This is a genomic window from Bacillus sp. m3-13, assembly GCF_000175075.1.
In the GTDB taxonomy this organism is placed as follows: Bacteria; Bacillota; Bacilli; order Bacillales; family Bacillaceae_I; genus Sutcliffiella_A; species Sutcliffiella_A horikoshii_C.
This window is the reverse complement of sequence record NZ_ACPC01000009.1, coordinates 197,375-223,661: the sequence shown is the minus strand read 5'-3', so window position 1 is coordinate 223,661 and position 26,287 is coordinate 197,375. Positions and strand designations below refer to the sequence as shown.

Annotated in this window: 26 protein-coding genes and 2 pseudogenes; 7 read left to right on the top strand and 21 right to left on the bottom strand. The window is 40.2% G+C overall.

Annotated features, from left to right (window positions below; genetic code table 11):
- Positions 1 to 178: 178 nt before the first annotated feature.
- Both M313_RS0103335 and M313_RS0103330 read left to right on the top strand, forming a co-directional pair.
- Entirely contained in the window at positions 179 to 424 is a 246-nt protein-coding gene (locus M313_RS0103335) for a hypothetical protein (RefSeq protein ID WP_010192441.1), read from the top strand.
- A gap of 12 nt (positions 425 to 436) precedes the next feature.
- Positions 437 to 679, top strand: coding sequence for a hypothetical protein (locus M313_RS0103330; RefSeq protein WP_010192440.1), 243 nt, complete (start codon positions 437 to 439; stop codon positions 677 to 679).
- Here the strand turns inward: M313_RS0103330 and M313_RS0103325 are convergent.
- The 6 genes and pseudogenes from M313_RS0103325 to M313_RS0103300 form a co-directional block, all read right to left on the bottom strand.
- Positions 676 to 975: a hypothetical protein gene (locus tag M313_RS0103325; RefSeq protein WP_010192439.1), complete on the bottom strand. Its 300-nt coding sequence runs from the start codon at positions 973 to 975 to the stop codon at positions 676 to 678. The two genes, M313_RS0103330 and M313_RS0103325, sit on opposite strands and share 4 nt — an antisense overlap.
- Complete coding sequence (gene gerPC, locus M313_RS0103320; RefSeq protein ID WP_010192438.1) at positions 972 to 1,301, bottom strand: spore germination protein GerPC; 330 nt, start codon at positions 1,299 to 1,301, stop codon at positions 972 to 974. Before gerPC ends, M313_RS0103325 begins: the two co-directional genes overlap by 4 nt.
- A 98-nt stretch (positions 1,302 to 1,399) precedes the next feature.
- Positions 1,400 to 1,609: a hypothetical protein gene (locus M313_RS0103315; protein ID WP_010192437.1), complete on the bottom strand. Its 210-nt coding sequence runs from the start codon at positions 1,607 to 1,609 to the stop codon at positions 1,400 to 1,402.
- A 162-nt stretch (positions 1,610 to 1,771) separates the two neighbouring features.
- The gene (locus M313_RS22560) at positions 1,772 to 2,065 is read right to left on the bottom strand and encodes an Hsp20/alpha crystallin family protein (protein ID WP_010192435.1); all 294 of its coding nucleotides are present in this window, start codon (positions 2,063 to 2,065) and stop codon (positions 1,772 to 1,774) included.
- A gap of 203 nt (positions 2,066 to 2,268) precedes the next feature.
- Positions 2,269 to 2,716: pseudogene (locus M313_RS22555) on the bottom strand (redoxin domain-containing protein).
- Between the two features lie 580 nt (positions 2,717 to 3,296).
- Positions 3,297 to 4,547 carry an MFS transporter gene (locus M313_RS0103300; RefSeq protein WP_234946538.1) on the bottom strand — a complete coding sequence of 417 codons (1,251 nt, stop codon included), beginning with the start codon at positions 4,545 to 4,547 and terminating at the stop codon, positions 3,297 to 3,299.
- A gap of 301 nt (positions 4,548 to 4,848) precedes the next feature.
- Between M313_RS0103300 and M313_RS0103290 the strand changes: the two genes are divergently transcribed.
- Positions 4,849 to 5,271: a hypothetical protein gene (locus M313_RS0103290; protein ID WP_010192426.1), complete on the top strand. Its 423-nt coding sequence runs from the start codon at positions 4,849 to 4,851 to the stop codon at positions 5,269 to 5,271.
- Positions 5,272 to 5,316: 45 nt separating this feature from the next.
- Here the strand turns inward: M313_RS0103290 and M313_RS26270 are convergent, their stop codons facing one another.
- Together M313_RS26270 and M313_RS26265 are read right to left on the bottom strand one after the other, a co-directional pair.
- Positions 5,317 to 6,090 carry an ATP-binding protein gene (locus M313_RS26270; protein WP_010192425.1) on the bottom strand — a complete coding sequence of 258 codons (774 nt, stop codon included), beginning with the start codon at positions 6,088 to 6,090 and terminating at the stop codon, positions 5,317 to 5,319.
- A gap of 107 nt (positions 6,091 to 6,197) precedes the next feature.
- Positions 6,198 to 6,455 (bottom strand): LytS/YhcK type 5TM receptor domain-containing protein, encoded by a 258-nt coding sequence (locus M313_RS26265; protein WP_010192423.1) that lies wholly within the window; start codon positions 6,453 to 6,455, stop codon positions 6,198 to 6,200.
- A gap of 407 nt (positions 6,456 to 6,862) precedes the next feature.
- On the opposite strand from M313_RS26265, the gene M313_RS0103275 reads away from it, so the two are divergent.
- A complete protein-coding gene (locus tag M313_RS0103275) occupies positions 6,863 to 7,408 on the top strand; it encodes a PadR family transcriptional regulator (protein ID WP_010192421.1) in 546 nt (181 codons plus the stop codon).
- A 461-nt stretch (positions 7,409 to 7,869) separates the two neighbouring features.
- Here M313_RS0103275 and M313_RS22545 read toward each other — a convergent pair.
- A pseudogene (locus tag M313_RS22545) lies at positions 7,870 to 9,166 on the bottom strand (NCS2 family permease).
- Between the two features lie 442 nt (positions 9,167 to 9,608).
- On the opposite strand from M313_RS22545, the gene M313_RS22540 reads away from it, so the two are divergent.
- Positions 9,609 to 9,845, top strand: coding sequence for an IDEAL domain-containing protein (locus M313_RS22540; protein ID WP_010192414.1), 237 nt, complete (start codon positions 9,609 to 9,611; stop codon positions 9,843 to 9,845).
- Positions 9,846 to 9,869: 24 nt separating this feature from the next.
- On the opposite strand, the gene M313_RS0103255 is transcribed toward M313_RS22540, so the two are convergent.
- Positions 9,870 to 10,091 (bottom strand): hypothetical protein, encoded by a 222-nt coding sequence (locus M313_RS0103255; protein ID WP_010192413.1) that lies wholly within the window; start codon positions 10,089 to 10,091, stop codon positions 9,870 to 9,872.
- Between the two features lie 348 nt (positions 10,092 to 10,439).
- On the opposite strand from M313_RS0103255, the gene M313_RS0103250 reads away from it, so the two are divergent.
- Complete coding sequence (locus M313_RS0103250; RefSeq protein ID WP_010192412.1) at positions 10,440 to 11,594, top strand: aminotransferase A; 1,155 nt, start codon at positions 10,440 to 10,442, stop codon at positions 11,592 to 11,594.
- Positions 11,595 to 11,649: 55 nt separating this feature from the next.
- On the opposite strand, the gene M313_RS0103245 is transcribed toward M313_RS0103250, so the two are convergent.
- The 8 genes from M313_RS0103245 to M313_RS22535 all read right to left on the bottom strand — a co-directional run bounded on the left by M313_RS0103245 (position 11,650) and on the right by M313_RS22535 (position 21,169).
- The gene (locus M313_RS0103245) at positions 11,650 to 13,674 is read right to left on the bottom strand and encodes a carboxypeptidase-like regulatory domain-containing protein (protein ID WP_162014420.1); all 2,025 of its coding nucleotides are present in this window, start codon (positions 13,672 to 13,674) and stop codon (positions 11,650 to 11,652) included.
- Between the two features lie 19 nt (positions 13,675 to 13,693).
- On the bottom strand, positions 13,694 to 14,032 hold the full coding sequence (locus M313_RS0103240) for a hypothetical protein (protein ID WP_010192408.1): 339 nt from the start codon (positions 14,030 to 14,032) through the stop codon (positions 13,694 to 13,696).
- A complete protein-coding gene (locus tag M313_RS0103235) occupies positions 14,004 to 14,564 on the bottom strand; it encodes an RNA polymerase sigma factor (protein ID WP_326929584.1) in 561 nt (186 codons plus the stop codon). The genes M313_RS0103240 and M313_RS0103235 overlap by 29 nt, the downstream gene beginning before the upstream one ends.
- A gap of 605 nt (positions 14,565 to 15,169) precedes the next feature.
- On the bottom strand, positions 15,170 to 16,309 hold the full coding sequence (locus M313_RS0103230) for a S8 family peptidase (protein ID WP_010192405.1): 1,140 nt from the start codon (positions 16,307 to 16,309) through the stop codon (positions 15,170 to 15,172).
- Positions 16,310 to 16,405: 96 nt separating this feature from the next.
- The gene (locus M313_RS0103225; protein WP_010192403.1) at positions 16,406 to 17,551 is read right to left on the bottom strand and encodes a S8 family peptidase; all 1,146 of its coding nucleotides are present in this window, start codon (positions 17,549 to 17,551) and stop codon (positions 16,406 to 16,408) included.
- A 261-nt stretch (positions 17,552 to 17,812) separates the two neighbouring features.
- Positions 17,813 to 19,159 (bottom strand): sodium-dependent transporter, encoded by a 1,347-nt coding sequence (locus M313_RS0103220; protein ID WP_010192402.1) that lies wholly within the window; start codon positions 19,157 to 19,159, stop codon positions 17,813 to 17,815.
- A 161-nt stretch (positions 19,160 to 19,320) separates the two neighbouring features.
- Positions 19,321 to 19,482: an ATP-binding protein gene (locus M313_RS26925; protein ID WP_442778097.1), complete on the bottom strand. Its 162-nt coding sequence runs from the start codon at positions 19,480 to 19,482 to the stop codon at positions 19,321 to 19,323.
- Positions 19,409 to 21,169: a PAS domain S-box protein gene (locus M313_RS22535; RefSeq protein ID WP_010192397.1), complete on the bottom strand. Its 1,761-nt coding sequence runs from the start codon at positions 21,167 to 21,169 to the stop codon at positions 19,409 to 19,411. The genes M313_RS26925 and M313_RS22535 overlap by 74 nt, the downstream gene beginning before the upstream one ends.
- Before the next feature lie 283 nt (positions 21,170 to 21,452).
- On the opposite strand from M313_RS22535, the gene M313_RS0103210 reads away from it, so the two are divergent.
- On the top strand, positions 21,453 to 22,331 hold the full coding sequence (locus tag M313_RS0103210) for an NAD(P)-dependent oxidoreductase (protein WP_010192395.1): 879 nt from the start codon (positions 21,453 to 21,455) through the stop codon (positions 22,329 to 22,331).
- A 47-nt stretch (positions 22,332 to 22,378) separates the two neighbouring features.
- Here the strand turns inward: M313_RS0103210 and hutG are convergent, their stop codons facing one another.
- Genes hutG through hutU form a run of 3 tightly spaced genes read right to left on the bottom strand, consistent with a single transcriptional unit; the run spans position 22,379 to position 26,261 of the window.
- Positions 22,379 to 23,347 (bottom strand): formimidoylglutamase, encoded by a 969-nt coding sequence (gene hutG, locus M313_RS0103205; protein WP_010192393.1) that lies wholly within the window; start codon positions 23,345 to 23,347, stop codon positions 22,379 to 22,381.
- A complete protein-coding gene (gene hutI, locus M313_RS0103200; protein WP_010192390.1) occupies positions 23,340 to 24,599 on the bottom strand; it encodes an imidazolonepropionase in 1,260 nt (419 codons plus the stop codon). The genes hutG and hutI overlap by 8 nt, the downstream gene beginning before the upstream one ends.
- A 3-nt stretch (positions 24,600 to 24,602) precedes the next feature.
- Positions 24,603 to 26,261: a urocanate hydratase gene (hutU, locus tag M313_RS0103195; RefSeq protein WP_392396749.1), complete on the bottom strand. Its 1,659-nt coding sequence runs from the start codon at positions 26,259 to 26,261 to the stop codon at positions 24,603 to 24,605.
- Positions 26,262 to 26,287 lie beyond the last annotated feature (26 nt).

The window sequence follows — 26,287 nt, the reverse complement described above, 5'->3', positions numbered from 1 at the left end:
TTATCCATTAAAGGAAACATTCCTTAATTATGCCGTAATTACATACTATCATACTGTTTTTTATTTTCAACAAACATTTTTTATTTTCTGTTAATTCATCACTTTCTTCACGTTATGCGTTTTAAAAGAATACCTTACATTAAAGAAGTCCGAAATGCCACGGATTGGAGGGTTCAAATTGCCAGTTTCCATCATCTTTAATCAAATAAATGTCAACAGCATCAGCCAGAGTTCTGCCGTTTCCACAGGTCAGAACAACCAACCGGATTGGAGCACTCAGGGGAAAATCAACATGGGGAATGGAATTGAAATAGGAGCAGTAGCAGTTACGAATATTTGTAATGTAGTATTTGATGCAGACGGTGTTGATACTTCCATTGCGAATCCAGAAATCAACAACCCGCAACCGACCGCACAATTCTAAGGGGGCGTTAGTTTGAAAAGAAAGCATTCGTCGCAAATTCACATACTGCTTGATAAGATTGAAGTTATGTCCATTATGAATTGTTCCGGGATATTTACAGGAGAAAACATGCAGGCCAATTGGAGGACCTACCAAAAAACGAATATGGGGTTTGGCGTGGTGGCAGGAGAATATAATGATTCCGATTCCAATGTAAATATCGTCCATGATCCTGATGTGGTGGATATGCCGGTACAGAATAAATCTAGCAATTAATCGGTTTTCTCTTTGGCATGCATGCCCTCCTTTTCTTTTATTACACTCTGCAGCCATTGCGGCAATTCTTGATCTTCTGATTGCTCAAACATATCAATAAAGGAAGAGTCACTAACCTGGCTTTTCGTTCCATGAATATCATTTTCATCGCCACTTATGTTTCCTACCCCTTGGTTATGCTTTTTATGACTTTGAAACTGGGAAGGGTAATTGTTCCCCATGTTAATGCAAGAAGCACTTTCCACCACTCCAATCCGGATGCTTCCTATGAAGAAATTAGGCGAATAATCGCTCATCCAATCTCCTCCTTCCCATTGATTTTTACGGAAAATCCGTTTTTTCTATTTGTCACACTTATGTGCCGGCTTTCCTCGCTTTTATTTTTTTGTTTTTTTAAAGGACGATAGGATGGTCTATTTTTTTCGTTAAATTCTTTATTTGTTTGAGGTTCCTTTACGGGAGTTTGCTGTTTAGTGTCAAAATTATTCCCTATATTTAACGTCCCGCTAAGCTGTTCGATACCGATACTATCTAGATGATAGTTTAGTTTATCAATTTGAGCATTTTGAATTTCCAATGTTTTGATATGATAGTGGACAACCTGCTGTTTTGTATCATTCATCTTATTAAACCGTGTGGTAAGTTGCTCAATTTTTCACTTCTAAGTCTCGAATCCTTCTTTCCATTTCATCATTGTTAGACATAAATAATCACAACCATTTAGGATGAAGTTTGTTCGTTGCCGCCACTTTGGCTTTTTACTGTATTACTTGATTGTCGGATTGAGTTTCCTTTCACCTGAAAGTATTCCAAAACCTTGATTTTTCCTTTTGTGTTGACTTCGTATTCCAACTTACTATTTTTCCCTTTATTTAAAGAGGATGAGTTCATCAGAATATCTACTTTAAAATCCTTCACCTCAAACTTCAAGCTGCCCCCTCCTTACAAAATATATTATTCAATAAAATCTATCTCAACTGATACATCTTGTGCATTTTTTTTGAAATATGAGCGTTAGTAAACCTTGTTTGTATTGTGCAGTCAATTTCTCTGGTAACAAACGAAAAGGGGATTTGAACAACACGATGAAAGTCACCGAAAAATCTTTCTCCTTGGAGCAAGTTTTCTCTTGGAATGGGGGTAGGGGTATGGAATGCTGCCTTTAATGAATAATTGATTGTTTCTGACGGAGATTTGGATGTCTTCAGCAGATTTCAATCCGGGAAGTTCCATTATTATTAGTCCTTTGTCTTCGGTTTCCATGATATCGATAAGAGGGATACGTTTTGGTATGACAGGAAGCATGTCTTTCCAAAACTTATCTCCCAATACTTCGTCTATTTTATCGTTCATTGTTTCCCATGGGTTTGTATGCTTTTTTTTCATCAGCCTCCTCCCCATTTAAATTCTCGATAACTCTATAGCTATGTATATGTGGGAAGTTCATGCTTTTATTCAAAAAAAAGAGAAACCGTATTTATGGTTTCTCTTAGACTGTTGATCTTCGTTTCAGGCGCTTCGCTTTCCGCGAGCGGACCGCAGGAGTCTTCACGCCTTCCACTACGATCAACTAAAGTTTTAATTAATCATTATTTTTCTTCTATACCTAAAACGCGGTTGATGCGTTTTTTTAGCATTTTCATTCCGCTTCCGCCTGCTTGGAAATGGCGGAGTTTTCCTTCCTCGTCAAATACATAGTAAGCTGGTACGTATTTGTTTTCGAATGCTTCTGTTAGTTTATGTTCACTATCCACAAAAATCGGTTGTGTGATGTCATGGCCCATTGCCATGGAACGAATTACGCCGATATCAAGGTCATCTTCTGAACGTGGCATGTGTACTGCGATTACATTCAAGTCGTCGTCATATTCGTCACGCAGTTCATTGATTTCAGGCATTGCTTCCTTACAAAGGTGGCAGCTTACTGACCAGAAGTGGATAAGGGGTTGCTTTTCCTTTTAGCTCGTCCATTGTAACTTCTTCGTTGATCCATTCTGTTGCCCCTGTTAGTTCAGGCATTTGCTCTCTTAATTTCATTCTACTCTCTCCCTTTTATTTTTATATGGATTATCTTTTTATAATTATTATTATTTAATACATTTTATATTATATTCATATCATTATTTGCTGTCAACTAGATTATATTTATTATAAATAGATAATTAAAATAGAATACTAAAAGAACCAAGCAAAAGTGCCCTGCCCTTTAAAAATAATTGGTTAAGCTCCGTTGTTGATTTCCGCAAATGGCTTCGCTTTCCTAGGAGCGCTGCTGGAGCCTCCTCGGCTCCGCCTGCGGGGTCTCCACCTAGCACTATCTCCCTCAGGAGTCTTCGCCTTTTGCTCCAATCAACAGCTCTAGATCACTAGAACGAAACGTTATTACTTATTCAGTTAACTCAGGGAAATACCATACCTCTTAGGAAATCCTAAAAGTTAATGAAGTCATCTTGTTGATTGCAGTGGAAGGCGCGAAGACGCCCGCGGGAGGAAGGGACAGGTGAGACCCCGCAACGAAGTGAGGAGGCTCACGGACCGCCCGCAGGCAAGCGAAGCGCCTGGAACGGAAATCAACCGGATTTTATACTCTCTTATTTATAAAAAAAAAGAAGCTTACTTACGCTTCTTTTTTGTATGGTACTCTCAAGGTTATGATTAGCCCGATGAAGGCTAGGATGATTAGGGAGCCAAGGGCTGTACGGCTTGCTAGGTTTCCGTAGCCGGCAAGCACGAGTGTGATGGTTCCGTATAGCAGCGGTCCGACAATGGAGGAAACTTTACCTGAGAAGGCGAAGAGTCCGAAGAACTGCCCTCTTTTTCCTTCTGGTGTCAGCTCTATGATAAACGTTCTAGACGTTACCCATGTTGCTCCAAGAGCGACTCCAAATAAACTTCCTGCAAGCCAAAGCATCCAAGGATCGATGGCAAAGACAGCAAAACATAATGCCACTATCAAGAGCCCAGCTACGGATGCTACCGCAAGTTTTGATCCGATACTTCTTGAGATATAACCATAGATAAATGACCCGATAATACTCGAAACAGTAGAAACTAAATAAAGCAATATAAATTCAGTTGCTGAAAAGCCTCCTATTGCCCTTGCATAGATAGCCATCATCGCAATCGCCGTAGCAATGGCATCATTGATAAAGAAATACGCAATCATAAAGAGAAAAACAGGTCGATACAAACGCATCTCTTTAAACGTCTGATAGATCTCTTTATAGCCACTGAAAAATGATTTTTTCTCTTGAACTTCCTTAGGCTTTTCCTTAAAAATGAAGAACAAAGGCAAAGAAAATAAAAGAAATAGTACTCCGGTCGGGATAAAAGCCCGATGAAAATCACTATCCCCCACATATAGGTATACCGTGAGCCCGAGCAATGTCCCCATATACCCTACTGCGATACCAAACCCTGATATTAACGGCAATTCCTTTTTAGTCCCCAGGTCTGGAAGCATCGTGTCATAAAAGATGAGGGAGGAATGAAAGAAGAACTTTGCTACCACAAACAATAGGAGCACTAATATGAAACTAACCGGTAATCCAAACATTGTTTGGGAAGTTTGAAGAGATGCAAAAACACCCATGAAGATAGTGGAAAAAACGGCTATTAAGGTAAAAGGAATGATGAATTTTTTCCTTTTTCCTGTCCGGTCAATCATTACCCCGAATAAAGGAGAAAACAAAACCAGAAAAAAACTGGCCGTTGCGTTTGCATATGATAGAAATGTACTTGCAATTTGATCCATTCTTTCATTTGTCCCTATCACTTCCTGTAAATAAAAAGGGAAAAAAATCGTAATGATATTGGATGAAAAAATAGTATTGGCAAAATCATAAAGAGCCCAAGAAATAATAGGCAGGGAAAAATATAAGGCCCATGGAGATTTTTGGTTTTTCTTGATTGCTTCCGTTTTCTACTTTCGGTTCCAAATTTGCCATTAAAACTTCCTCCATCAATTAATGTGATAAGAAGACTATTCTCTAATAACCCCCCCACTCCTCCTTTCTACATGATTTTTTACGTAATATTTACACGCTGTCTATCTTTTCCCATTATATGCTGTTCATTTCTGCTAAAAACGCTAACTTGCATGAAATCTTTCTTCCTACTTCATACTATCAATAATCGACATGTGAAAGATATGAAGGAGGGTGTCATGCATGCATCAAAAACTGTTAATTATTCCATTAGTATTTGTTCTTTCCTGTGGGTGTGCTAATCAAAGGGATGAAGAAAGTGCAAAGGGACCAACGATAACAGAAGAAAGAAAACAACCTGGATTGATGTCCAATGATGAACTGATAAGAGATTCACGGAATGAAGCATTGATAAACGTAGACAACACAAATGGCGATAATGATCAAAGGAAAATCTCTAGACAAGAAGCGAGATCAAGTCTAATGAAGTATTTGGAGCTTACCAGGCATGATAGTACAGATGTTGCTTACGAGGGCATTGATGGGGAATTTTACTTATTTCATGTATCTGATCTTGTACATTTTAATAATCAACCGGAAAAATTATCACGCGGATGGTACAAGGTCAATCGAAATACTGGTGAAGTTTCTTTATGGAAAAAATAGAAAAGAGGCTGGCGTTGATTTTCAACATCAGCCTCTTTTGTTTACTTAGTTTTTGATAACAATAGGTAATATAACTGTGACGGATGTGCCGTTATGAACCTTGCTTTCATAATGGATTTTACCTTTCATTTCATGAATCAATCTGTTTGTTATCATGCTTCCTAATCCTGTACCTTTTGTTTTTGTCGTATAATAAGGTAACCCGAGTTTCTCTAATTGCTCCTCGCTCATTCCTATTCCATTATCCACAAAGGTGATTTCAACCTGCCCTCTTTCATCTGCAGGCTTTTTCACGATTTTCACATATCCACCTTGCTCTTCATCCACTGCCTCAATTCCATTTTTAATGATGTTCATTAATACCTGCTTTAAATGTTGTTCATCACTGTAGATATAATGCTCCCCCTCTAAGTTAAGGTCTATGGAAACATTGCGGTATGACCCGAATGGTCTGAGCAACTCTACAGAGTCTTGCAGGGCTTTATTAACATCTATATAAGATAAAGTGAAGTTTGTCGGCCGTGCCACAGTCAGATAATTCGTGATAATCTTATTGGTCCGATCCAATTCATCAAGAATGAGTGGAGCAAATTGCTTTAAATTTTCGTCTTTGGTGTCGGAGTTAATAAATTGAATAAAGCCTCTGACAGTTGTAATGGGGTTTCTGATTTCGTGAGCAAATGCTGCTGCCATTTGACTGACTGTTGAAAGTTTATCAAGATACAAAGTTTCATCAAACTGTTGATTAGCAATGATTAATTTTTCTACCGTAAATATCAAAGCCGTAAAAGTTAAGCTGAATGCAAAGAAAATAAACAATATAAAAATTAATATCTAAAAAAGATACTGTACTAAACAAAATGAAAATATATACCAAATAATAAAAGGATATGACAATAACTCCATATAATACTTTATTGGCGCTCTTAAGAAAGCCAGAACGGAACAAAGACACCTATTCCTAAAGCAAGAATGGAAACCGCAATGCCAACGTAAACATACTCTCCACCAATCAAGTATCGCAGCATTACGACTATAGCTGTACAAAGCAGGCCAGGATACCAGCCTCCATACAACGTAACAATTAGGATAGGGATCATCCTAAAGTCAAAATTGGTATCTTCCAGTGTTTCAATGGGGTAAAGCATACACAACTTTGCAAGAAAATGCACTAAACAGTCCAAGTATGGTTGACTGTTTAAAATTCAGGGGTTTTCTTTTGCTGAAGGGAAAAAATAAATTCGCATTGAACATCAATGAAAAGATGATGGTTATATTAACAATTAGCGGTTTAATTAGATAAATCATTCACAACAAATCCTCCAATTAATAACAACATTACTTATATTACCCACCCGACTCAATTTAATGGGTAAAGTGTTAAATTTTATAATTTAGCACCCCATCCATTATAGGCTTCTTGTATGAGTTCGTCTAGAAATACATGACACTTTCCAAAAAACTCACCTGAATAATCGGATTTCAATTTGCGTTTGAATATTTCGCTAAACCTATTATTAGTATCCGACATCTCATCTTTCCTTTATAATAAAAGACAAACCACTCTTTACATACAAAGGTGTGATCGAATTTGGCAATAAAACTTGTAATACTTGGTCTTCTCATGGAAGGAGACAAGCATCCATATGAAATCCAACAAGTGATGCATGACCGTAACATGGAACAATATATTAAAATGGCAAAAGGCTCTCTCTACTATGCCGTAGAGCAGCTTCTTAACAAAAAACTTATTAAGGTCAAGCAAGTGGTAACAGACCAGACTCGTCCTGATAAGACCATATATAGTATCACTCGTGATGGAAAAGAAGCTTTTCAACAGTTACTGAAAAAGCAGCTACAAGCAGAAAGCACGCACTTTCATCCAATGTACACTGCCCTTGCATTTATACATCTTGGGGATGAAAACCTGATTAGAGAGGCCTTATCTGCGAGAATCTCCCATACAAAGATGCAACTTGAAATGCTAGAAAGGGTATATAATCAATATGGTATCCATGCCCCAAAAGGGTCACAAGCCATTATGGAAAACGCCCATGAACTCTGCCAAGTAGAATTAAAATGGCTACAAAGACTTCAGGAAGATGCCGATGAAGGGTTATTTAATCAAGAAGGCTAAGAAAGAGCGGGTCCTCTCTCCCCTTTTATTTATAAGTTGTTTGATTAGTCCGCTGTTCCTTTCCGCAATCGGCTTCGCTTTCCGCGGGGCGACCTTGAGCCTCCTCGGCAAGCCTGCGGGGTCTCAACATTGCCGCTACTCCCCCGTAGGAGTCTACGCCATTAGCTCCAATCCACAGCTAGATATTAATTTAGAGATTGGTTATTGGCTTTTCAGTAACTCGGTTAGAAAACTTATTTGACCTTAAGGTTAATGAAAACATCTTGTTGATTGGAGTGGAAGGCGCGCAGACGCCCGCGGGAGGAAGGGACAGGTGAGACCCCGCAACGGAGTGAGGAGGCTCACGGACCGCCCGCAGGCAAGCGAAGCGCCTGGAACGGAAATCAACTGGAATTTATACTTTCCTACATTCAAATAAAAAACGACGCACCCGAAAAGTTGGGTGCGTCGTTTAATAATCTTTAATGTGCCGGAAAATAAATCATTTGTATTAAGAATATAACTGCAAATACATAAATGAGCGGATGAACATCTTTCCACTTTCCATTTACAGCTTTCATAATCGGATACGTAATAAAACCAACCGCTATCCCTGTTGCGATGCTTGAAGTTAACGGCATCGTCAAAATAATGGCGAAAGCAGGAAACGCTTCATCAAAATTTCTCCATTGTATCTTTGCCAGACCTTCCATCATAAAACAACCGACAATAATTAATATCGGTGCAGTGATTGCCGGTAAACTGGATATAGCGGAAATTGCCGGGGAAAAGAACATCGATAAAAGAAACAATCCAGCTACCACAATAGAAGTCAATCCTGTTCTGCCACCTGCAGCAACCCCGGCAGAAGATTCAATATAAGCACAAGAAGGACTTGTCCCAAGGGCTGCACCAGCTGTCGTTGCTATCGCATCAGAAAGTGTCGCAGGCTTCGTTCTTGCCAATTTACCATCCTTCATAAATCCAGCTTGTTCTGACACCCCTACAAGCGTCCCAGTAGAATCAAAAATAGTAACTAAAATGAATGCAAATACCACTGTATATAAACCGTTTGTTACTACACCACTAAGTGCATCTCCAATATGGATGAACTGAGGTGCAGGAGGCATATCCACAATGCCGTTAAATGAAAGCATATTAAAGAAATAGCCTGCGATTGCCGTCAAAACCATACCATAAAACAGGGCACCGGATACCCGTTTTGCCATAAGAATGAGGGTGACGAACAGTCCTCCGATAGCAAGCGCCGTAACAGGACTTGTGAGATCTCCAAGTGTAATCATCGTTGCTTCACTCGGAACTACAATACCTGCCATCTTTAATCCAAGAAACGCTATGAATAAGCCAATACCCGCTGTAATCCCATACTTTAATGGCGCAGGTATCGCTTCAATAAGCGCTTTTCTTAAATTGGTCAAACTTAAAATAATGATAACTAGTCCAGCTAAAAACACCGTTCCCAACACTGCTTGATAGGTAAGTCCCTGAGTAGCTACAACACTTGTGAAATATGCATTAAGGCCCATCCCCGGAGCAACCGCTATTGGATACTTTGCAAATAGTCCCATGGTTACCGTCCCAATCACAGCGGCAATGATTGTTGCCATAAACACTTGTTCAAATGGAATACCTGCTGCTGAAAGAATAGCCGGATTCAACAAAAATTATATAAACCATCGTAAGGAAAGTCGTAATCCCCGCTAATACCTCTTGTTTAATTGACGTATTAAACTTTTTAAAATTAAAATAGTTTTCCAACTTAAAAATCCTCCAAAAACGAATGTATTATTGAAACCTTACTAATAATATTCGTTTTCTACTGATATTTCAAGAGGAAATTAAAAATTCTCGGCCAATACTTTATTATTTTTCCGAATCACCATTGATTTCAAGTTGATTTCAATAGATAACTATCCTTTCTTCAACTTTTTTAAGGATAATACTCTCTAATTGTTTTCCCTATTACTATTTTGGGTATATTCAAAAATAAGTAACCAAACAAAATCATTTAATCAACTGTCACTCATTTACAAAGTTTCCACTATTTTTTCTGATATATCTAAATTTTCTAAAAATTATACTTCACAAACAGGACAAAATATCAGATAATAGGAAAAAGGATGAGCAAGCATATATTCCATCCTTTTCATGATTCACCCATTAATACGCATTCCAAAATTCCACACAGGGGGTAGAAATTATGAATAAGCATTTTTCTTTTCAACCTGAACAATCTGTTTCCAACTTCAAAAGCTTTGATATGACCAGAGAGGAGAAAGTCGCTCAAATCATTGTCGACTCTTCTGTCTTTCAATTCCATAAAAACAGGCTGATGAACGAAATAGATCTAGCATTAGGTGAAGGCGACCGTCAAAAATTTAAAACACTTTCAAACGAATATAATGCTCTATTAGATGAGTTCTCTCACTTACAGTAAAAAGCAAAAAAAGAAGCGGAAACTTCATTCCGCTTCTTCTTGCTTTTCGGGGAGCTTTTTCTCTTTTGTTTTCGCCTCTGTATGGCAGCAAGAACATTGTTTCTTTGTCTCTTTTTCCTGCTTGTACAAGTAAGCGAGCACCCCAATAATCATAAACGAAAAGACCCCTGATGATGAATCCTGAAAAAACAACTCCTCTGCATACCTTTCCAACAACGTAACCCAGATTTGTAGCACAATATCCATTACACAATCCCCTTTCAGACGGAATCCAACAGACACCAAATCCCAGTAATACAAAGGTGAAAGGAGTGCATCCAAAGCAATGGAGACGGCAACTAAAAAATTATGTGAATATTCTGTGTTTATAATTATTATAATGGTTATGTAAGTTTTTTCCTATCCTACTAGCTTCTTATTTTTATAGGACTTCCCTAGTACGCTATGGACCAAACAAACGTTTCCCTTCTCTTTCTAGGTATCAAGGAATCCCTCTTCCTACCTATACATTTTACTACAATAATCTCTTGGACAAGGGGATAAAAGTCAGTTAAACTAACTTAAAAAGCTTGAATACATAAAGGGGCAATTTATATGGAGCATCTAATCAATTCGAATGTAAAAGATATTGAAATCTCAGGAATTCGCAAATTTTTCAACCTTGTAGCAAAATATGATGATGTACTTTCCCTTACAATTGGACAACCCGATTTCCCCACCCCCACTCATGTTAAAGAAGCAGGAAAAGCTGCCATCGAAATGAATAAAACCGTGTATACCCCAAATGCTGGCATCCCTGAACTTAGGAAGGCTGCCACTGATTTTGTTAAGAAGAAATACATGATGGATTATGACCCTGAGACAGAGGTGATTGTTTCCATTGGGGCCAGTCAAGGGATCGATATTGCATTTCGTACCATTTTAGAACCGGAAACGGAAGTGATCTTACCTGGGCCAGTCTATCCAGGTTACGAACCTATTATAAAACTTTGCGGGGCAATACCTGTTCATATTGATACGCGCGAGACTGGTTTTCAATTAACAGCAGACTTAATAGAAAAATACATTACCGATAAAACGCGTTGTATCATTCTACCTTATCCATCTAACCCAACTGGTGCAGCATTACCAGAAACGGAATTAAGAAAAATAGCAGACCTGTTGCAAGACAAGGATATTTTTATTTTGTCAGATGAAATATATAGTGAACTTGTTTTTGAGGGCAAGCATCAATCTATTGCCACCCTCCCCGGCATGCGAGAGAAAACTATCGTCATCAATGGTGTATCCAAATCCCATTCCATGACAGGTTGGAGAATAGGTCTTGTATTTGGTCCTGAATATGTGATGAAACAGATGTTAAAGGTGCATCAGTACAACGTTTCCTGCGCAAGTTCCGTCTCTCAATACGCCGCATTGCAGGCTTTAACTACAGGAATTAATGATGCAGAGGATATGAAAGTACAGTATCAAGAGAGAATGAACTATGTGTATGGACGCCTTCTGGATATGGGGCTTGAGGTAGTGAAGCCAAATGGCGCATTTTACCTGTTCCCTTCCATTGAGAAGTATAAGATGAAATCGTTTGATTTTGCGCTAAAACTTGTAGAGGAAGCAGGCGTCGCGGTTGTACCAGGTAGTGCCTTCTCTGACCTAGGAGAAGGATATGTAAGACTTTCCTATGCCTATGACATGCAAACACTTCAAGAAGCAATGGACCGTATGGAACGTTTTTTAAAAAACTTATAAGCGAACAAGAAAAAAAGGAACGACTCTATGCACAAGTAGTCGTTCCTTTTCCCTTTTATTTTCTCAGATGTTTAATAAACCGCTTCAATTCTACCTTAGTTGTCGTGTTCAACCAATCTTCCAGTCTTTCATTTTCCTCCTTAAAGTGCCATCCGATTACCTCTTCAAGTTCTTCCCTATATCCATCAAACTGCCCTTCTTCACTTTGGAGATTTTTAATTAAATGCTCCCAATCAACCATCACATCATAAATCCCTTGCTCTGGATGTTCTTGCCCCAATTCTGCTACATAATCAAAAGGAGCACCTAAAAACAGTTCTAATGCTAGCCAATCGCCGATGTATTCATGGCGATATCCCTGCTCCATTACCAGTTGAAACTGTAATTTTGCCTCTTCATACTTTTCTTGTTTCAATAGGGCCATTGCGTGAATTCCCTCAATATATTCATATAAAATATCTCCTTTAATAGCTTCAAACTTTCCATACCATTTTTCGTAGTTTTGCCAATCCTCTTTCTCATAATAGTATTGGAGAATATCAAGAAATAGTATCTCATTAGGAGATTTTTCCGCCAACTCCTCTAAGTAAGGAATTGCCAAATCTTTTGAGGATTTATTCAACACCGTCTCCTCAACACCGATGATTTTGCTTATCATTAGCAAACTATGCAGGTCATCTGAATCCTCAGCATAATTTCGCTTATACATTTCCAATGCTTCTTCCGGCTTATTCTTTAATAAAACTTTATCTGCTTTTGATAATTCTCTGTTCTTCAAATAAAAAGTCGGCAGGTTTCCAAATGTATCGTCTCCTAATCTGTAACCTTGGCTTTGCGTGATTAAATCACCTTTTTCATTATACGCTTCCACATTCCAGAAAAAACGACCTCTAGGATCTGCGAAACCAAGTACAGAGGAATAATCAATCCCCTTCCCATCACTTTCTTCCGTAAACTGAATGCCTCCTTGCGAAAAGTAAAGATCTTCTACGGGAACAGTAAGTTCAGTGCTTTGAATTCCACTTTTTAACCCATGGGATACGGAGCCTCCCTCAACTTCCCTGCCTACACTGATATTGTAGTATTCCGCCCCTTCCACAGGTTTCCAAGAGAAATGAAGTTGGTTATCTGTAATTTCCACAGAATTTACCGGCTGATGGATTTCAATCAATGGATTAATTTGTGAATCTTGTGCAACAACATCTTTGTCTTCCACTTCAATCCAGGGGTTAGAAGGCATGGATACAGCAAAACCATCTATCTGTTCAAAGGTAAATCCAAATCCAAGCTGATAACTGCCGGGTGGAACATTCTTGAAGACATATTCTCCGTTTTCATCGGTAACGGTTTGGTATTGTTCATCTGCTCCAATGCTGTAATGCAAATTGTTTTTATCACGGAGAAATACCCCCACACCTTCCATAGGTGTTTTAACATAGGAGTTGACAAGTACTCTTCCTCTAACAGTATTAACTGTCTCTGAGTTTAACCCATTTTTAATCCTATCTACTTTTGCTTTTGTATAGGTGTCATCTTCAGAAACATTTGCATTGAAATCTTCTATATAATTTAAGGCAAGTTCATATTGTCCATTTTTAGCTGCCAAATCGATTTGTTTGGTTGCCAATTCCGATCTGAAATATGTTTTATTTCCCCTATCTAAAGCAGTTTGCAGCACTCTATCCCCTTTTTCCCATTCGCCTTTCTGGTTGTAATAATCCGCTACTTCACCAGCCGCTGCCTCCATATATCCATCAGTCGGTCCTTCTTCCACATACTCCAACAGATAAGGAAGTCGTTCTTCAAAAGAGAATTTCACTTTTACCTGACGAGGATCAGACCAATGAGTTAAGGTCTTGCCGACATATACATCATATTTCAAGGTATAAGCACCCTCAATCAAGTAGTCCCGGATAAGTGCGAATCTCTGCTCAGAAAAAATTTTTCCATTGTCTAGCAGCTCTTGTATTCTCTCTTTTCCAATCTGCTCCCCGTTTGCCATCTGTTGTTTAGCCATATATATGGTGTACTGGGGTTGTATTAAATAGAAGAATAGTGGAAGAAATAAAACAAATGACATCAGAGTTAACACTATATGTTTAATTTTCACCTTTATTTTCATGTTCCTTCACCGCTCTTTCATAGTCATCCTTCCAATAGGTGTATCCTGCTATCTGAATTATTTCACGTTCGGCCTGCGTTGTGGTGACCTTACTATTTAGGTCATCCTTTAGTGAGATAGTTGAGAAAATTAAGGTAGCGGTCACTACCATTGGAAGAACAGGCAACTCAATTTCCTTATTCCAGAAGGATGAAAGTTTTTGAGCAAAACTTTTCGGATGCGTTTTTTGTATAACTTTTTCACATCCGGTAAAATGGAAGTCCTTTATCTCATGATCAAGTCTTTCTTTAACCGCTTGTTTTTCTTTGTGTTGCACTTTCATCCTCCCCTTTCTCGAAAATGTCCTTTAAATTAGAGCGTCCTCGTTTTAACCTTGTTTTCACTGTACTTTCTGCAATAGCTAACAATACTGCGATTTCGCTTATTTTTAGTTCATTGAAATAATAAAGAATGATTACTTCTCTGTATTTATAATCCAACTTTTGTATCGATTCACTTAAAGATTGATTCTGAAAATCAAGTAATAATTGAGCTTCCGGACCTTCTATCTGTTCGTCCTCTGTAACTCGTTCAGCAAATTCAAAGTTTAATAGGATGCGCTTAAAGCTCCATTTACGCTTTTGCATTTTACAACGGTTAACAGTAATGGAGGTGAGCCAGCTTTTTAATTTTTCTTCTTCATCTAATTGATGAATTTTTTGATAGGCTGTGATGAAAGTATCCTGTACCATTTCTTCCGCAAGATGTTTATCTTTTACCAATAAATATGCCGTTCGTAGAAGATAGTCCCCAAAAAGGTTCATCAATTCTTTAAGGGCTGATTCCTCTTTATTTTTTAATCGTTTCACTAGGTGCAAAGCTCACTCACCCCCCTTTTCTTTTGAGGTATATACTTAAGATGCAGGTTAAAAAGAAATAGTTTCAACTTTTCGTAAAAAAATGTTTTTTTGGTAGATATATATTACCGTAGCATAAAGCGGGGGAGTCTGGGTGGATTTTTATAAGGATAAGTTTTCGGTAAACACCGCTGTTGATTTCCGCAAACGGCTTCGCTTTCCGCGGGGCGACCTTGAGCCTCCTCGGGCTACGCCCTGCGGGGTCTCAACAATGTCGCTCCTCCCCCGCAGGAGTCTTCGCCTTTTGCTCCAATCAACAGCTATGAATTACGAGAATAATACGCTAATGCTTTTTCAGTTAATGCGGTTAGAAATCCCCTAAAAACCCATATGTGAATGAAGTCACTTGGTTGATTGTAGTGGAAGGCGCGTAGACGCCAGCGGGAGGAAGGGACAGGTAAGACCCCACAACGGAGGGAGGAGGCTTACGGACCGCTCGCAGGCAAGCGAAGCGCCTGGAACAGAAATCAACCGGATTTTTCACACTCCTATTCGTAAAAAAAGAAAAGGCCCTACCTTATGAAAAAGGGAGGGTCTTAGTTTAATGGTTTGTTAGATTATTGCAAAGCCGCTTCGAGGTTAATGACACCGTACCCGTAGTTGAAGGACGATCCTAAGTTGGTTGCCGTACTGCGTAACCTTTCGCGAACTTCTACATTTGTTAGGTTTGGATTTTGCGCCAGTAATAATGCCGCAGCACCTGCCACATGAGGAGATGCCATGGATGTTCCATTCAATTCGCCATATTGATTGCCCGGCAATGTACTGTTGATAGAAACTCCAGGAGCCAACACTTCAAGTTGACTTCCCACACTTGAGAAGGAAGCGCGGTTATTATTAGAATCTACCGCACCAACAGCGATAACGGAATCATATCTTGCAGGATATCCGATTGTGTTTATTAAGCCAAAGAAAGAACCGCTGTTACCAGCTGCAGCCACTACAACGATACCACTGTTATAGGCATTGTCGCTTGCCTGCTTCAACGTACTTGAACCTGTGCTGCCACCTAAACTCATATTGATAACATCCATATCATTATCTATCGCCCATTCAATTCCTTGAGCGATTCCTGCAAGTGTCCCGCTTCCGCCAGCACTTAATACTTTTACCGCATAAAGATCTACATCATAAGCGACACCAAGTACTCCCGTATTATTATTTACTGCTGCGATCGTTCCTGCCACGTGAGTACCATGGCCATTGCCGTCTGTCAGAGCATCCGGTTCTTCGGAAACAAAGCTTGCCCCGCCTACTACATTCAAGTCCTCATGGCTTGCATCAATTCCTGTATCAAGAACTGCCACTTTTACGCCAGACCCTGTAACACCTTGGGCATGTGCCACATCCGCTTTAATATGAGGTACCCCATAAGGAACCGTTTGTGCTGTTGTGTGCATTTCCACATTTTCTTCCACATATTCTACTAACGGGTTTTTCTCAAGTGCTGCGGCAGCCACTTCCGGCAACGTGATATGTAACACATTCATATGTTTAAACTGATGCTCCACCGAACCGCCGAGAGTGGATACTAACTTGTCCGCTTTGGCTACAGACGGACCACTTTTTAAACCAATCAGATATTCTTTCATTAACGGCTTGCCTTGTGCACCTGCGTCTGATGGCGTGAATGAGAAGGATAGAACCATTGCTACGGCTAAAAATAAGGTAACTAATTTTCTTAAAGACCTATTCATAAAGCTCACTCTCCTATAAAAAATTTATAAAGCACCAGTGTCTTCTCTATTTAAGAGTTGATCCTGGTGCTTCTATTCAAAGGGGGGACAACTTAGTTATTGCAAAGCACTTTCAACGTTAATTACACCATGTCCATAATAGAACGCATCGCCAAGGTTAGTGGCAGTATTTTTTAGTTTTTCACGAATTTGTACATTCGTCATGCTAGGATATTTTGCTTTGATTAATGCAGCTGCTCCTGCAACATGTGGAGAAGCCATAGACGTACCATTGAAGGAAGAGTAGTTGTTTCCAGGAGTCGTGCTAAGGATACTTACACCTGGAGCCATTACTTCAAGCTCACTTCCAACACTTGAGAAAGATGCACGGTTGTTACTGCTGTCGACCGCACCAACTGCAATTACAGAACTGTATCTAGCAGGGTAACCCATTGTGTTTCTCTTACCTTTAGAACCGGAGTTTCCAGCAGCTGCAACCACTACAATTCCACTTGCATATGCATTGTCACAAGCTTGCTGAAGTGCTGTGGAACCGGTACTACCACCAAGGCTCATATTGATAACGTCCATATCATTAGCAATGGACCACTCAATTCCTTGTGCGATTCCACTTAATGTACCGCTTCCGGAAGCACTAAGAACTTTAACTGCATAAAGATCCGCATTATAAGCTACACCAAGCACTCCTGTCGTATTATTCAATGCAGCAACCGTTCCTGCTACGTGTGTTCCGTGCCCGTTTCCATCTTGAAGGGCATTTGGTTCACCAGAAACAAAGCTTGCTCCACCTTTAACATTCAAATCCGCATGGTTTGCATCAATTCCTGTATCAAGGACCGCAACTTTCACTCCACTTCCTGTTACACCTGAAGCGTGCGCTTTGTCTGCTTTAATGTGAGGAATTCCCCAAGGAACTGTTTGTGCAGTAGCTTGAACTTCTGCGTTTACCTCTACAAATGCAATGTTAGGATTTTTCGCTAATGCTTCAGCCGCTTTTTCAGGCAAGCTCACTTCCACTACATCCATGTACTGGAATGTATGTTGAATATCGCCACCAGCAGCTGTAATTAAATTTTTGGAAGACTGAGCATTCGCTTTGTTTCCTTTAGCAAATCCCACTAAGTACTCTTTCTTGGCATTAGCACTCGGACCAGAAGCTGCTGCTTGTGCAGATCCAAAAGCTAAAGAGAAAGCAAGTATTGCGATAAGTATGACCGATAAACCTTTCGTCCACTTTTTCAATAAACTCACTCCTTGAATAAAGTTTTTTAATAATTCTCACTATTGAGAACTATTAAGGACAGTTTATCACCTGACAGCTAGTTTTCATATTGGGAAAACACTAGGCAGAAGTCGCTCTTAAAGGAGAAAAACGAGAGTTATTTTCCCAATAGGAATATCTGTCATAACTTCCTTGTTTCCCCTGTAAATTGTAGGTGGAATGAAAAAAAACACACCGACCAAGAAAGTCGAGTGTGTCTTAAAAGATATTTTAATTTTTTTCTAACCGAAAAGTCCAAATGACTGTAAAAAGACAAGAAGTATTCCTACCGGGATCACATATCTGATCAGATAGTACCAAACTTGGAATAATCCTTTCTTCACGGTAGATCCTTGGAAAAATTCATCTTCCAAGATATTCTTCGGTATTCGATATCCAACAAAAATGGAAATGAAGAATGCACCTACAGGTAAGGCAATATTACTCACGAGAAAATCAGCTACATCAAATATGATAAGTTCTCCAATGGTTATTCCAGATAGAACACCAAATGACAATGCTGAAGGTATCCCTAAAACGAAAATAATCATTCCTCCGATAATGGCAATCTTTCTTCTTTTCTCTTGGTTGTCTTTTACGATAACTGCAACAATAATCTCTAATATAGAAAAGGCTGAGGTCAAAGTCGCAAATAATAACAAGACTAAGAACATAGTCAAGAAGATTCCGCCAAGTGGCAACTGATCAAAAACTGCCGGTAATACGACAAATACGAGACCAGGACCTTCATCAGGCTGCAACCCTAAAGCAAATACAGCCGGAAAAATAACTAAACCAGATAAAAGAGAGATAATGATATTCAACCAAACTACAGATCCGGCAGATCGAACAAGATTTTCTCCCTTTTCCAGATAAGAACTATAGGTCACCATGATGGATATACCAACACTTAATGAAAACAATGCCTGTCCTAGCGCCATCAAAAATGTGTTGGGAGTGATTAGAGAAATATCCGGTTGCAAAAAGTAAAGTATCCCTTCTGATGCACCTTCTAGTGTCAGCGACCTAACCAACAACACCATAAAAATAATAAATAATAATGGCATTAAAACTTTACTGGCTTTTTCGATTCCACTTTGCACTCCAGCCTGTACCACCCAAATGGTAATGGCAAGAAAAATAAACTGGGCGATTAACACTTGAGTTGGATTGGCTATTGTCTGTTCAAAAAGTCCTCCGTATTCCTCAAGTGAAAATTGAGAAAGTCCCCCTGTTAAGCTTTTACCTAAGTATGTAACAATCCATCCTCCTACCACACTGTAAAAGGACAATAAAATAAAGGAGGCAACTACTCCAAGAATTCCGATATAATGCCATTTAGACCCTTTAGCCAAAGTCTTATACGCTGTAATCGCATCCTTTTGTGTACTCCTGCCAATTATAAACTCAGCCAGTAACATGGGTGTAGCAATAATGAGCGTGAAAAGAATAAACAACAAAAAGAATATTCCTCCACCATTTGTCCCCGCCATATACGGAAACTTCCATATCGCCCCAAGACCGATAGCGGACCCTGCAGCTGCTAAAATAAAGCCAATCTTTGACGTCCATTGCTCATGCTGTTTCATATACTAAAACTCCTATTTCAAGATTAGTCTCCTATAATACTATCCTTTTTTAAAAATGTATAGGGAATTTTCTGTAAAGTACAACCTAGTCTTTCCTTATACATTGTAAGGTTTCTCACTTTCAGCACAGGATATTCCTTTACCTTAGTTATTGTAAAATTTCACGCCTTTTGAAATCGAACTTCTATCTGGGTTCCTTTATTCACTTCACTTGTTACGTTTACCGTTCCATGGTGATTTTTAATAATATTAAATGTAATCATTAACCCCAAGCCGGTTCCCGTTGTTTTGGTTGTGAAAAATGGTTCCCCGAGCCTCTTGATGATATCTTCTGAGATGCCCCGTCCCCTCATCACGAAGCGTAACCACTACTTCATCACCCGATTCCTCTGTATCAATATAGATTGTTCCTCCACTCGGCATTGCTTCTATCCCATTTTTGATTAAATTAATAAACACCTGTTTCATCTGATTTTCATCGCATTTTATGGTTGGTGAATTTGCCTTCAATTTTAAATCAAACCATACATTGTTCATGATTGCCTGCGTTTCTAAAAGCGTCGTTACATCTTTAAGCAGGGAATGAACGGAAACCGGATGCACATATACTTGATGCGGTTTTGCGAGCAACAGTAACTCACTTAGGATAAGCTCGATTCTGCTTAGCTCCGACTCAATAATGTCGAAGTACTCTTTCTTTTCTTCCATCTCCCTTTCTAGAAGTTTGAAAAAGCCTTTGATAGCTGTAAGAGGATTACGGATTTCATGCGCTATTCCGGCTGCCAATTGACCTGCGACAGTAAGCTTTTCCGATTGCAGCATTAACGCTTCAGCTTGCTTCCGCTCTGTTATGTCACGGATAATGACTTGCATGGCGTCTTTCCCTAAATATGTCGTGGGGATTCCAACGAGCTCGGTATGGATGGCATTTCCTTTCATCGTCTTCCATTCTTGTTCAAATGTCGGCAATTTCGTTCCATTATGTTGTTCATGCACTTCTTGCCATATCTTTTCGAAATCATCTTTCGGGAGATTGTCATATATGCTTTTCCCAAATATCTCCCCATAATTATCGACTTCAAGCATTTTTAATCCGGACTCATTAATAAACGTCCATTTTTCTTCGCAAATCACGCCGATTGTATCAATAGAATTCTGCACAAGCTTTCGAAAACGTTCTCGACTGTTTTGCAAAATTTTATGAAAGCTCTTCCTGTGCGAAATATCCACCAGCATGACAAAAGAAGCTGGTTTTCCCTTGAAAGTAGTATGATTAGAAGTAATCTCCACATCTATTGCCCGTCCGTCAAACCTCTTCCACCGTTGTTCCATTTGCCCCACTCGGTATCCTTGTTGAACCGACTTGATTCTTTTCTCCACAATTTCATGATAATTTTCTTCTATGTATTCATAAACAGAGGTTTCAAGAATTTGTTCTTTATGGCATGCCCCAAGCATGGACGTACCTGCTTCATTCACATACTTAATTATCCCATCAACAAAAATGAATACTCCGTTTGGCAGGTACTCAATAAGGTCATAAGCAGAATAATCTTCATCTGTTTGGAGGTCCTCATTTTTTCTCTTTTGGCTAGTGGGCATAGCGATGGTCGTTCCTCTTTCTTGATTAGTGGAATTCTGATAATCCGATGTACGGGAAAGCATTAATACGATTTCTTTTTCTTCCCCTGTAGATGATTTGACTTCAGACAGTACCGCTTCCATCCAAACAAGAGTCCCATCCTTCCTTTTCATACGAAAATAACAGTGAGTTTGATGGGAGGGTTGGTAGATTAAGCTCTCTATTAAATATAGGTCTTCCGAATTAATCCAGTTCTCTAACCTCGTATCTATCAGATCTGCCCTGGCATATCCTAATAACGCTTCACATGTAGAAGAGACATATTGTATATCCCCTACATCGGAAACGACAATGATAAGCTGGACCTTAGAAATGGATTCAACAGATTTTGTATTCTCCTTTTTTAATAAAGAGTCAGGGGTACTCATTACACGTTCCTCCCTTCGTAATCTATCGTGATCTTATTATCGTTCAACATCCTTTTAAAAGACAAATCGTCCTAAACTATCAATTTCTCCTATTATACTACAAATTTCTTTATTTTTCTAAATATTATAACTAATTCCCCCACTTCATTCCTCCCAAAATAATAGATCCCCACCCCACCACCTACAAATCTACCAACACCCCAAAGAAACCTGTATAATAGGGGAATAAAAAACTAGAAAAAAAAAGAACAAAAAGGGGTCAGACCCCAGGAGGTATTTACACATGAACAGAGAATTACATAAGGTTGCTTTTGTTGGTACTGGAGTGATGGGTAGTAGTATGGCGGGGCATTTGTTGGATCATGGGTTTGAGGTTAGTGTGTTTACGCGGACGCGAGAGAAGGCTGAAGGGTTGGTTTCGCGCGGGGCGGTGTGGAAGGCAAGTGCTGGTGAGGCAGCTCGCGGTGCCGATGTTGTGATCACCATGGTTGGTTATCCTAAAGATGTAGAAGAGATTTATTTAGGTGACAACGGTATCTTACGTAATGCCGAGAAAGGTGCATACCTGATTGATATGACCACCTCCACTCCGACATTAGCCAAACAAATATATCTGCAAGCGAAGGAACGCGGCTTACATAGCTTGGATGCACCTGTTTCTGGTGGCGATATCGGCGCCAGGGAAGCTCGCCTCACTATCATGGTCGGCGGGGACAAAGAAGCTTTTGCAGCATGCCAGCCTATTTTCCAAGCGTTAGGTACAAATGTCATCCACCAAGGTGAGGCAGGAGCCGGACAGCACACGAAAATGTGCAACCAGATTGCTATTGCCACGAACATGATTGGTGTTTGTGAAGCTTTGGCTTACGCAGAGACAGCAGGACTTGATCCTGAAGATGTCCTAAGAAGTATTTCAAGCGGGGCGGCCGGAAGCTGGTCTCTATCTAATCTTGCTCCTCGCATTATTGCAGGAAACTATGAGCCAGGCTTTTTCGTCAAACACTTTATCAAAGACATGGAAATCGCCCTTGATGAAGCAGACAAAATGGGACTTGAAGTTCCAGGTCTTTCCTTGGCTCGTGAAATGTATGTGAAGCTTTCTGCAAGTGGAGAAGAAAATAGCGGGACGCAAGCACTTTATAAGCTTTTCCAAACTAAATAAATCCAAAAGGCGACTACAATCAAGCTGTAGTTGCCTTTATTTTATCATCACCTGTTAAGCAAACTTCTACCTCTTAGAAATTCCAATAGACAATGCACGGCCACCCTACTCGTCATGTCACGGAAATCAATCGTTGGATCTATTTCGACAATGTCCAACCCGCAAACAGATTCCTCTTTCCCTAACAAGTGGATAGCTTCAAGGAGCTGTTCACTTGTCATTCCACCAGGTCCGATAGCAGGACAACCAGGTGCATATGCTTGATCTAAAACATCAATATCGATAGAAAGGTAAATATGCTCCACCTTATCTTTTAAATATTCGACAGTCTCGCGGATAACTTCCACAATCCCAGTCTTCTTAACATCAGCCATGGTATAAACTTTGATTCCATTTTCCATAGCATATTGATGATAATAGGAACTGTTCGAGTAGTTTCTAATTCCCACTTGAACAAGATTCTCACCTTTTAACACTCCAGCCTCAAGGAGCCTTCGGAATGGGGTTCCATTCGTTGGACCGCCGTCTTCAGTATTCCTTAAGTCATGATGGGCATCAAATTGAATGACCCCGATATTACCAGATTTGACTTCATTCATTGCCTTCAATGTCGAATAGGAGATAGAATGATCGCCACCGATAAATAGCGGAATGCACTCTTTATTTTTCCCTAAAATAGTAGTTACGGTCTCTTCAATCCTGCGGTAAGATTCCTTAATATCTGTTGCATGCATATGAATATCTCCAGCATCCATAAGTACGGCCGAATCTCTTAAGTCCACCTCTCCTTCCACCGCATAAGTAGAATAAGATTGCATCAGCTTCCTGACAACACCTGGAGTAAAACTTGCTCCGGAATGACTGATGGAAGGTTTGGAAAGAGGGACACCGATCATGGTCGTCCCATCGAGTTTCTTCTCCCCATCCCAAAGTTGCAGCAGTTCTGTTGCCTTTGGATAATGTCTGTCTACAAAGGGAGGAGCCCCTGAGGTTTGCAAAAATGTCGGTTTACTCAAGAAAAGCTCCCCCTTTTGCCACTTCCTTCCCTTTTAAAAACACACTGTGAACATGATTGACACCGTAATGGTACGGGATGTACTGATAGTTTGGCGCGTCCCAGATGACTACATCTGCTTGACGGCCGATTTGAAGTCTTCCGGCAACCTCTTCTTTATGGATTGCTTTTGCTGAGTTGACGGTTACCGCATTCCATATCTCTTCACATGTCATTTTCAACTTTAACATTGCCAGGTTCATAATAAATTGGATGTTCTCTGTCGGCGAACTTCCCGGATTAAAATCCGTTGCAAGCGTCACCGCTCCTCCACCGTCAATCATTCCGCGCGCATTTGCATACGTATCTTTATTTAGATAAAAGGTCGTTCCAGGTAAAAGAACCGCAATCGTATCGGAAGCACCGAACATGTTGACCGCTTCATCCGACGCTGCAATGAGATGGTCAGCAGATGCAGCCCCAAGTTCTATAGCAAGTTCTGTTCCACCTAAAGAAACAATCTCATCAGCATGGATTTTCACAGCAAATCCCGCTTCTTTTGCTTGTGTTAAATACCTCTTCGATTGTTCTATTGTAAAAACACCTTCTTCACAGAAAATGTCGACAAACTCTGCCAGATTTTCTTCTTTTAGCGTAGAAAATAAACCTGTCATTTCTTCTAAGAAACGATCTGCATCTGCCTCAAAATCCTTTGGAATGGCATGGGCACCCAGAAAAGTCGATGCCATGTTCATGGAATATTTTTTCTGAAGTTCCTTGACTACTTTTAATTGTTTAAGTTCTGTTTCTCGGTTCAATCCGTAGCCACTTTTTGCCTCGACTGCAGTTACTCCATAACTGAGAATCCGTTTTAAATGAAACTCAGCTTTTTCTAAAAGTTCCTCAAAACCCGCCTCTTGTGTCGCTTTAACAGTCGAATGGATGCCTCCACCTTGTTTTAAAATTTCTAAATAAGGAACACCTTGTTGTTTAAGCGCAATCTCATGTTCCCTGGACCCACCAAAAACAAGGTGGGTATGAGGGTCAACAAGTCCAGGTGTCACAAGCTTTCCTTTGCAATCTATTAAATTATTACATTGTAATCCTTTTGCCTCATCCGTGGTACCTATGAACGTAATTACTCCATCCTTCCAGCCAATTGCTCCATCTTCTATAAGCGGAAGAACTTTCATCTGCTCACCTTTCACCAAATCTGATTCATGATCCATTGTGAGCAGTTGACCGCAGTTGGTCAGTAAAATATCCAATTGCATGGTTTACTCACGCTCCTTTAGCAAAGGAATGTGCACGCCTTTTTCTTTGGCCACTTTTTTTGCAAGATCATAGCCTGCATCCGCGTGCCTAACAACACCCATTCCGGGGTCTGAAGTCAGCACTCTCTCCAATCGCTTTCCTGCTGCTTCCGTTCCATCGGCCACGATAACCATACCTGCATGAAGGGAGTATCCCATGCCTACACCGCCACCGTGGTGAACAGACACCCAGCTCGCACCATTTACTCCATTGATGAGGGCATTCAATATCGGCCAATCTGCTACCGCATCACTGCCATCGAGCATTGCTTCTGTCTCACGATTTGGGGATGCCACAGATCCGCAATCCAAATGATCTCGCCCAATGACGATTGGTGCAGACAGCTCGCCATTTGCAACCATTTCGTTGATGATTTTGCCGAAACGGGCACGCTCGCCATAACCGAGCCAGCAGATTCTTGAAGGCAACCCTTGGAACGCTACTTTTTCTCTTGCCATCTTGATCCAATTGCAAAGATGCTTGTTATCGGAAAACTCTCTTAAAATTACTTCGTCTGTTTTATAAATATCTTCCGGATCACCAGACAATGCCACCCAACGGAAAGGTCCTTTCCCTTCACAAAATTGCGGACGAATGAATGCCGGTACAAATCCTGGGAAGTCAAAAGCTTTTTCCACTCCCTCGTCCAGTGCAACTTGGCGGATATTGTTGCCGTAATCAAAAGTGATCGCGCCTTTTTGTTGCAGATCAAGCATTGCTTTCACATGCTCTGCCATGCTTTCTTTTGCAAGTTTTACATATTGTGCCGGTTCTTCTTTTCTTCGTTTTGCAGCCTCTTCTAAAGTCATTCTAATTGGAATATAACCATTCAATGGATCATGAGCAGAGGTTTGATCCGTTAAAAGATCTGGTGTAAATCCTCTTTCTACTAGTTGGGGAAGGATCTCTGCTGCATTTCCTAAAAGGCCAATAGATAAAGGTTTTCCTAGTTTCTTATACTCTTCCGCTTTTTGAATGGCTTCCTCCACTGTTTTGACCTTCACATCGCAATATCTCGTTTCAATGCGGCGGTCAATACGATGTTCATCCACTTCAATGGCGATACACACCCCACCGTTCATCGTAACGGCAAGCGGCTGTGCACCTCCCATGCCACCTAGTCCAGCGGTTACAGTAATCGTGCCCTTTAGCGTATTGTTAAATGATTGCTTGGCCGCTTCCGCAAAAGTTTCATATGTTCCTTGTAGGATTCCTTGAGTACCGATATATATCCAAGAACCAGCTGTCATTTGGCCATACATCATGAGTCCTTTTTGATCTAGCTCATGAAAATGGTCCCAATTTGCCCACTTTGGCACAAGATTGGAGTTTGCCAGCAATACACGCGGCGCATCAGCATGACTGCGGAACACAGCAACCGGCTTGCCTGATTGAACAAGTAATGTTTCATCATCTTCCAAGTTTTTAAGCGATTCCACAATGGCATCAAAGCTCTCCCAGTTTCTCGCCGCTTTGCCGATTCCACCATACACTACAAGCTCTTCCGGAATTTCTGCCACTTCCGGGTCTAAATTGTTCATCAACATGCGCAATGCAGCCTCCTGCACCCATCCCTTCGTATTCAACTCACTGCCCCTAGGAGCACGAATAACCTTCACCATTTCCTTTTCCATATCCATTCATCCCC

Coding starts and splice junctions, on each gene's coding strand:
- M313_RS0103325 (WP_010192439.1), bottom strand. CDS start 975: ATGAGCGATTATTCGCCTAATTTCTTCATAGGAAGCATCCGGATTGGA.
- gerPC (WP_010192438.1), bottom strand. CDS start 1,301: ATGAATGATACAAAACAGCAGGTTGTCCACTATCATATCAAAACATTG.
- M313_RS22560 (WP_010192435.1), bottom strand. CDS start 2,065: ATGAAAAAAAAGCATACAAACCCATGGGAAACAATGAACGATAAAATA.
- M313_RS0103290 (WP_010192426.1), top strand. CDS start 4,849: ATGCATCAAAAACTGTTAATTATTCCATTAGTATTTGTTCTTTCCTGT.
- M313_RS22540 (WP_010192414.1), top strand. CDS start 9,609: ATGAATAAGCATTTTTCTTTTCAACCTGAACAATCTGTTTCCAACTTC.
- M313_RS0103255 (WP_010192413.1), bottom strand. CDS start 10,091: ATGGATATTGTGCTACAAATCTGGGTTACGTTGTTGGAAAGGTATGCA.
- M313_RS0103250 (WP_010192412.1), top strand. CDS start 10,440: ATGGAGCATCTAATCAATTCGAATGTAAAAGATATTGAAATCTCAGGA.
- M313_RS0103245 (WP_162014420.1), bottom strand. CDS start 13,674: ATGTCATTTGTTTTATTTCTTCCACTATTCTTCTATTTAATACAACCC.
- M313_RS0103230 (WP_010192405.1), bottom strand. CDS start 16,309: ATGAATAGGTCTTTAAGAAAATTAGTTACCTTATTTTTAGCCGTAGCA.
- M313_RS0103220 (WP_010192402.1), bottom strand. CDS start 19,159: ATGAAACAGCATGAGCAATGGACGTCAAAGATTGGCTTTATTTTAGCA.
- M313_RS22535 (WP_010192397.1), bottom strand. CDS start 21,169: ATGAGTACCCCTGACTCTTTATTAAAAAAGGAGAATACAAAATCTGTT.
- M313_RS0103210 (WP_010192395.1), top strand. CDS start 21,453: ATGAACAGAGAATTACATAAGGTTGCTTTTGTTGGTACTGGAGTGATG.
- hutI (WP_010192390.1), bottom strand. CDS start 24,599: ATGCAATTGGATATTTTACTGACCAACTGCGGTCAACTGCTCACAATG.
- hutU (WP_392396749.1), bottom strand. CDS start 26,261: ATGGTGAAGGTTATTCGTGCTCCTAGGGGCAGTGAGTTGAATACGAAG.